Below are 6,025 nucleotides of genomic sequence, written 5' to 3' on the forward strand. Positions count from 1 at the left end.
AAATTAAAATAAGAGGTGGGGCTACAGAGATTGATACGGTTTTCTATACGCATCACGGACCGGTGGTTTACCTGCAAAAACCCAAAGACTTCTCCAGGTCCAATAATATTCCTGTTGGAAATGCACTTCGCTGGATCGCACATGAAAAATCAAACGAATTAAAGACATTCTACCTGCTGAACCGCGGAAACAACTATAATGATTACCGCAAAGCGCTTAGTTACTACACTGCTCCTGCCCAAAATTTTATATTCGCATCTGCCGATAATGATATTGCCATCACCGCCAACGGTAAGTTTCCATTAAAATGGAAAGATCAGGGCAAGTTCATCCTCGATGGCTCTGATCCTAAAAATGACTGGCGTGGCTGGATCCCGGCGGAGCAAAACCCGACAGTCAAAAACCCGGAACGGGGCTTTGTAAGCTCGGCCAATCAGTCTTCAACTGATCAGTCTTATCCATATTACATCAATTGGGAGTTTAGTCCGTATGAACGGGGAAAAAGGATAAATGACCGGCTCACCGTAATGACCCGCGCAACGGCGGACAGCATCAGAAGGATGCAAACGGACAGTTATAGCATTCATGCCCAGAATATATTGCCTGCGGTGCTTAAAATGGTTGATGAGAGCAAACTCAATGCGACTCAAAAAGAAGGACTGACGATTGTCAGCAAATGGGATAAATATTACAACGCAAACGCGGTTGGTGCCAGCATATTTGACTTCTGGACCAAAAGACTTCAGGAAAACATCTGGTATGATGAATTTACAGTGGCCAATATTCCGATGAAGTATCCGTCAAGGGACAGAACGGTCCAGCTGATCCTGAATGAGCCAAATTCCAAATGGATAGACAATATAAATACCCCCGCTAAGGAAACTTTAAATGACCTTGTGATGGAGTCCTTTAAATTTGCATGTGATACGCTGGAAAGACGATTTGGACCTATTGGAAAAGATTGGGAATGGGCAAATGTGAAACACACGAATGTGCCGCACCTGGCTAAGATACCCGGTTTTGGTTCTAAACCTTTAATGATAGGGGGCGGAAAAATGACCATTAATGCGTTGAGTGAAAGTAACGGGCCGTCCTGGAGGATGGTAGTGGAGCTGGGAAAATCACCTAAAGGACACGGCGTATTCCCCGGCGGACAATCTGGCAATCCGGGCAGCAAATTTTACGACAACATGATTGATACCTGGGCCAATGGACAGCTTTATGATCTTTTCTTCATGCAGTCTGCGGACGATCCGTCGGCAAAAATAATCTCCAGGCTAAAAATCTCCAAAAAATAACCTATGGTATTCCTGATAATTTTAATCGCGTCTTTTTTACTGCAAATGATTTTACCCTGGTGGATAGTTGTGGTCATTTCATTTGCCGCCTGCGGATTGGTAGGTAAAACCGGAAAGATAGCTTTTTGGTCGCCATTTTTGGCAATACTGGTCCTGTGGACGGGAGTGGCATTGTTTAAAAGCCTGCCCAACAATAATATATTGGCGATGCGGGTCGCAGAAATGTTTGGGGTCAGGCTGTGGTGGCTGATCCTCGCGATAAGCGCCCTGCTGGGTGCAATTGCTTCTGGTATAAGCGGGTATTGCGGTTATCACTTCAGAAAAGCCCTGCTCCACAAGAAAGCTCAGGTCTAATTAAAGATTTGTATGTATTTTTGTACCTGTGAAGCATTTAATCAGGCAAATTTTCTCTATAAATAATTCAGGATCTTTTGAGGATCTGGCCTTGCAAGTATTCCGTCACCAGGCTGAAAACTGCCGCATCTATAAACAATTTATCGGTCATTTGGGCATCAACCCTGATGATGTAAAACATTTGAAACAAATACCTTACCTGCCAATTGCCTTTTTCAAGACACATGATGTACTGAATTCCTCAGATCAGGTCGAGACCGTGTTTAGCAGCTCGGGAACTACTGGAATGGCGCAGAGCAGACATCTGGTAACCGATGCAGGTATTTACGATCAAAGTTTCAACCGCACATTTGAGCTGTTTTACGGCAGCGTTGAAGACACTTGTTTTCTGGCTTTACTTCCTTCCTACCTGGAAAGAGAGGGTTCTTCTTTAATCTATATGGTAGATGCGCTGATCCGGCAGAGTAAGCATCCTGACAGCGGATACTTTCTGCACAATCATGATGAACTTTATTTTAAACTAAAAGGACTTCAGCTGACCGGTCAAAAAACAATTTTGATAGGGGTTACTTATGCTTTACTGGATTTTATTGAAAAATACAGGATGGAGTTTCCTGAGCTCATTGTGATGGAAACAGGGGGCATGAAAGGCAAGCGCAAGGAAATGGTCAGAGAAGAACTTCATGAAGAACTTCGAAATGGTTTTGGGATAAATACAATTCACAGCGAATATGGAATGACCGAATTGTTATCTCAAGCTTATTCTAAAGGCAACGGGATATTTAATTGCCCGCCCTGGATGAGGATAATGCTCAGGGATACCAACGATCCCTTAAGTTTGCTTGCTGTCAATAAAACGGGCGGAATCAATGTGATTGACCTGGCCAACATCAATTCCTGTGCATTTATAGCTACCCAGGATCTCGGGCGTGTGTTTCCTGACGGTTCTTTTGAAGTTCTTGGACGTTTTGACAATGCAGATATCAGAGGCTGTAACCTGCTTGTTGATTAAACCGGAACTGCCCGATTAATTTTGCAGGATAAGTTATGCCGGTTACTTTGCGATGAGCAGAAAATAGTTCTTCTTGCCTTTTTGGACAATAATAAACTGGTTATTTAAAAGACCGGCGCCGGTAATCCGCTGTGCGGGATCATTTAACTTTTCTTTATTTACAGATACTCCACCGCCCTGGATCAGCTTCTTTGCCTCTCCCTTGGATGCAAACACAGCTGATTTTTCTGCAAGCAGTGTTGCCGCATCTATGCCTGGCTCGAGTTCTGTTCTGGAAATGGTAAACTGAGGAATACCCTCAAATATTTCCAGGATCTGTTCTTCATTTAAAGTTTTGAAGAATTCTAATGAGCCGTTTCCAAAAAGGAATTCAGATGTTTTGATGGCGGTTTCTAAAGCTTCAGCTGAATGTGTCCTTACGGTGATGTCTTCAGCCAGCGCTTTTTGTAATGTCCTCAAATGAGGAGCAGCGTCATGCTGAGTTTCCAAAGCCTCTATTTCCTGACGCGTCTTTAGTGTAAATATCCTGATCCATTTTTTGGTATCATCATCGGATGCGTTCAGCCAGAACTGGTAAAATTTATAAGGTGAGGTTTTAGCTGCGTCAAGCCAAACTGCTCCGCTTTCCGTTTTACCGAATTTGGTGCCGTCGCTTTTTTTAATGAGTTGTGTAGTAATGGCAAAAGCTGTACCTGCGTCTTTTCTTCTGATGAGTTCCGTCCCGGTAACAATATTTCCCCACTGATCTGAACCGCCCATCTGTACCAAACAGTTGTGGTGCTTCCATAAGTAATAGAAATCGTAACCCTGTATCAGCTGGTAACAAAACTCCGTGAAGGAAAGACCGGAATCCCCTTCAAGGCGTCTTTTGACACTATCTTTGGCCATCATATAGTTGACCGTGATGTGTTTACCAATGTCCCTGATAAAGGTAAAAAGGCTCATATCTTTAAACCAATCCGCGTTGTTTATCATTACGGCACCATTACCGCTGTCATCAAATACTAAAAATCTGGCCAGTTGCTTTTTGAGCTCATTGAGGTTATGCTCCACCATCTCCTCTGTCTGAAGATTTCGTTCTGCGGATTTGCCGGACGGATCTCCGACCATACCTGTAGCACCTCCAACAAGGGCATAAGGCTTGTGGCCTGCACGCTGAAAGTGAATAAGGGTCATGATCTGGGTTAAATGTCCAACATGTAAAGAATCTGCAGTAGGGTCGAATCCAATATACCCTGAGGTCATTCCTTCATTCAGCTTTTCTTCAGTACCCGGCATGATGTCTTGCAGCATACCTCTCCAGCGTAATTCTTCAACAAAATTGGTCATTCTAATATCCTTTTGGCGCAAATATAGGAAAAGGTACGGTATCCGTTAAATTGAATAGTACTGAAAAACTGTTGAACCGAACTAAAATGGTTACTTTTAAAGCAATGAACTTTTTGTCGCATTTTTATTTTGAGAAGGACAACCCAGATGAAAACATGGTAATGGGCGTTGTTTTGCCTGATTTAGTAAAAAATGCACAAAAAGATGGCAATCTCTATCCCCTTAAGGATAAACAGCGCTTTGAGGAAGACCCAAATCAGCTTTCCATACTTAAAGGCTGGGAAAGACATATACAGGTAGATGCCATTTTCCATTCTTCCGACTTTTTTAAATTGCAGACAAATACATTAAAGCAGATCCTGCTTCCTGTTTTTGAAAATAGTCCTGTGAAACCTTTTTTCCTGGCACACATAGGCCTGGAACTGCTTTTGGATCACCTCTTGATTACTGATGGGATTGTCAGCATCAATGCATTTTATGAGCACCTGGCTAAAGCTGATCAGGAATCGCTGGACGCTTTTCTGCAAAATTGTGCGGTTGCGGATACAGCGGTCTTTTTCAACTTTCTGAACAGCTTTATTTCCGGTAAATACTTGCTTAGTTATCAAAAGATCGAAAACATATCGTATGCGCTGAACCGTATTTGTATGCGGCTATGGGACAATCCTTTTACCGACCGGCAACTGGTTTTGCTAACTGACGGATTGAATGTTTTTAAAGATGCGATTGCCGGGAACTATCATTCAATATTCGATAAAATTGAATTGCAAATAAATCAACTAAATCTCCATAAGCTGCAATAGCTAATTTGTATCTTCGCTAAATGCCACTATTTGATGTAAAAGACAAAATGGATGCCCTGGTTAGGGACCTTAACCAGCATACTTACAATTATTATGTTCTGGCGATGCCAACCATTGCTGATTATGAATTTGATAAAAAACTGGAGGAACTCCATAAACTGGAGCTGGAAAACCCGCAATTTGCAGATCCAAATTCTCCTACTCAGAAAGTTGGCGGCGATATTACAAAAACCTTTACTACGGTAAAACACAGATGGCCCATGCTTTCTTTGGGAAACACCTATAATGAGCAGGATCTAAGAGATTTTGATGAGCGGGTAAAAAAGGCAATTGGCGACAACTTCGAGTATGTCTGTGAACTCAAGTTTGATGGTTTGTCCATAAGCCTGACCTATGAAGATGCCAGGCTTATAAGGGCAGTTACACGCGGAGACGGGTCAAAAGGCGATGACGTAACCACAAACATTAAAACGATCAACAACATCCCGCACAAGCTGGACGATGCAGAGGTTCCCCAGCTTTTTGAGATCAGAGGTGAAATATTTATGCACAGGGCCGCTTTCGAACGCCTGAATAAAGAGCGTGAAGAGCTCGGCGAAGTGCCTTATGCCAATCCCAGAAATTTTGCTGCCGGAACGGTTAAAATGCAGGATTCAAAAGAAGTCGCCAAACGGCCGCTTGATTGCTTTTTGTACTCATTAAATACAGATAAAAATTATTTTAAAAACCACTGGGAAAGTCTCCAAAATTTAAAGCAATGGGGATTTAATGTCTGCGAACACACACAGATAAGCGATGGTATAGAAGATGTGCTGTCTTTCATCAAACACTGGGAAAACGCAAGGTTCAAATTGTCGTATGACATAGATGGGATAGTGATCAAGGTCAACAGTTATGCGCAGCAGCAGGAACTGGGTTTTACGGCTAAATCTCCGCGCTGGGCGATATCTTATAAATACAAAGCTCAGGAGGTAGAAACCATTCTCGAAAGGGTAACTTACCAGGTTGGGCGCACGGGAGCGGTAACGCCTGTTGCAAATTTAAAACCGGTACAGCTGGCAGGTACTACTGTAAAAAGAGCGACGCTGCACAATGCAAATGAAATAGAGCGCCTGGACCTGCATATAGGTGACAGCGTTTTTGTGGAGAAAGGCGGAGAGATCATTCCAAAAATCATCAATGTAAACCTGGATAAAAGGGAAGCCGGGGCAACCCGGGTCATTTATCCG

Annotated in this window: 6 protein-coding genes; 5 read left to right on the forward strand and 1 reads right to left on the reverse strand. The window is 42.9% G+C overall.

Going from position 1 to position 6,025, the window contains the following annotated elements:
* From VK541_RS12275 to VK541_RS12285, 3 genes are all read left to right on the forward strand, one after another.
* Positions 1–1,298, forward strand: a 1,298-nt coding sequence (locus tag VK541_RS12275; RefSeq protein ID WP_324370453.1) for a penicillin acylase family protein, incomplete at its 5' end; no start/stop codon positions are given.
* Between the two features lie 3 nt (positions 1,299–1,301).
* On the forward strand, positions 1,302–1,652 hold the full coding sequence (locus VK541_RS12280; protein WP_324370455.1) for a hypothetical protein: 351 nt from the start codon (positions 1,302–1,304) through the stop codon (positions 1,650–1,652).
* 28 nt (positions 1,653–1,680) lie between these two features.
* On the forward strand, positions 1,681–2,664 hold the full coding sequence (locus VK541_RS12285) for an acyl transferase (RefSeq protein WP_324370457.1): 984 nt from the start codon (positions 1,681–1,683) through the stop codon (positions 2,662–2,664).
* Between the two features lie 42 nt (positions 2,665–2,706).
* Here the strand turns inward: VK541_RS12285 and tyrS are convergent, their stop codons facing one another.
* The gene (gene tyrS / locus VK541_RS12290) at positions 2,707–3,993 is read right to left on the reverse strand and encodes a tyrosine--tRNA ligase (RefSeq protein WP_324370459.1); all 1,287 of its coding nucleotides are present in this window, start codon (positions 3,991–3,993) and stop codon (positions 2,707–2,709) included.
* An 86-nt stretch (positions 3,994–4,079) separates the two neighbouring features.
* On the opposite strand from tyrS, the gene VK541_RS12295 reads away from it, so the two are divergent.
* Positions 4,080–4,796 (forward strand): ACP phosphodiesterase, encoded by a 717-nt coding sequence (locus tag VK541_RS12295; RefSeq protein ID WP_324370461.1) that lies wholly within the window; start codon positions 4,080–4,082, stop codon positions 4,794–4,796.
* Positions 4,797–4,816: 20 nt separating this feature from the next.
* Positions 4,817–6,025: NAD-dependent DNA ligase LigA (gene ligA / locus VK541_RS12300; RefSeq protein ID WP_324370463.1), on the forward strand; the 1,209-nt coding region annotated here is incomplete at its 3' end.

The sequence above is a fragment of the Pedobacter sp. genome (genome assembly GCF_035317785.1).
GTDB lineage: Bacteria > Bacteroidota > Bacteroidia > Sphingobacteriales > Sphingobacteriaceae > Pedobacter.

Excerpts from the sequence above, each read along its gene's own strand:
- VK541_RS12295 (WP_324370461.1), top strand. The coding sequence starts at position 4,080 with ATGGTTACTTTTAAAGCAATGAACTTTTTGTCGCATTTTTATTTTGAG.
- VK541_RS12280 (WP_324370455.1), top strand. The coding sequence starts at position 1,302 with ATGGTATTCCTGATAATTTTAATCGCGTCTTTTTTACTGCAAATGATT.
- tyrS (WP_324370459.1), bottom strand. The coding sequence starts at position 3,993 with ATGACCAATTTTGTTGAAGAATTACGCTGGAGAGGTATGCTGCAAGAC.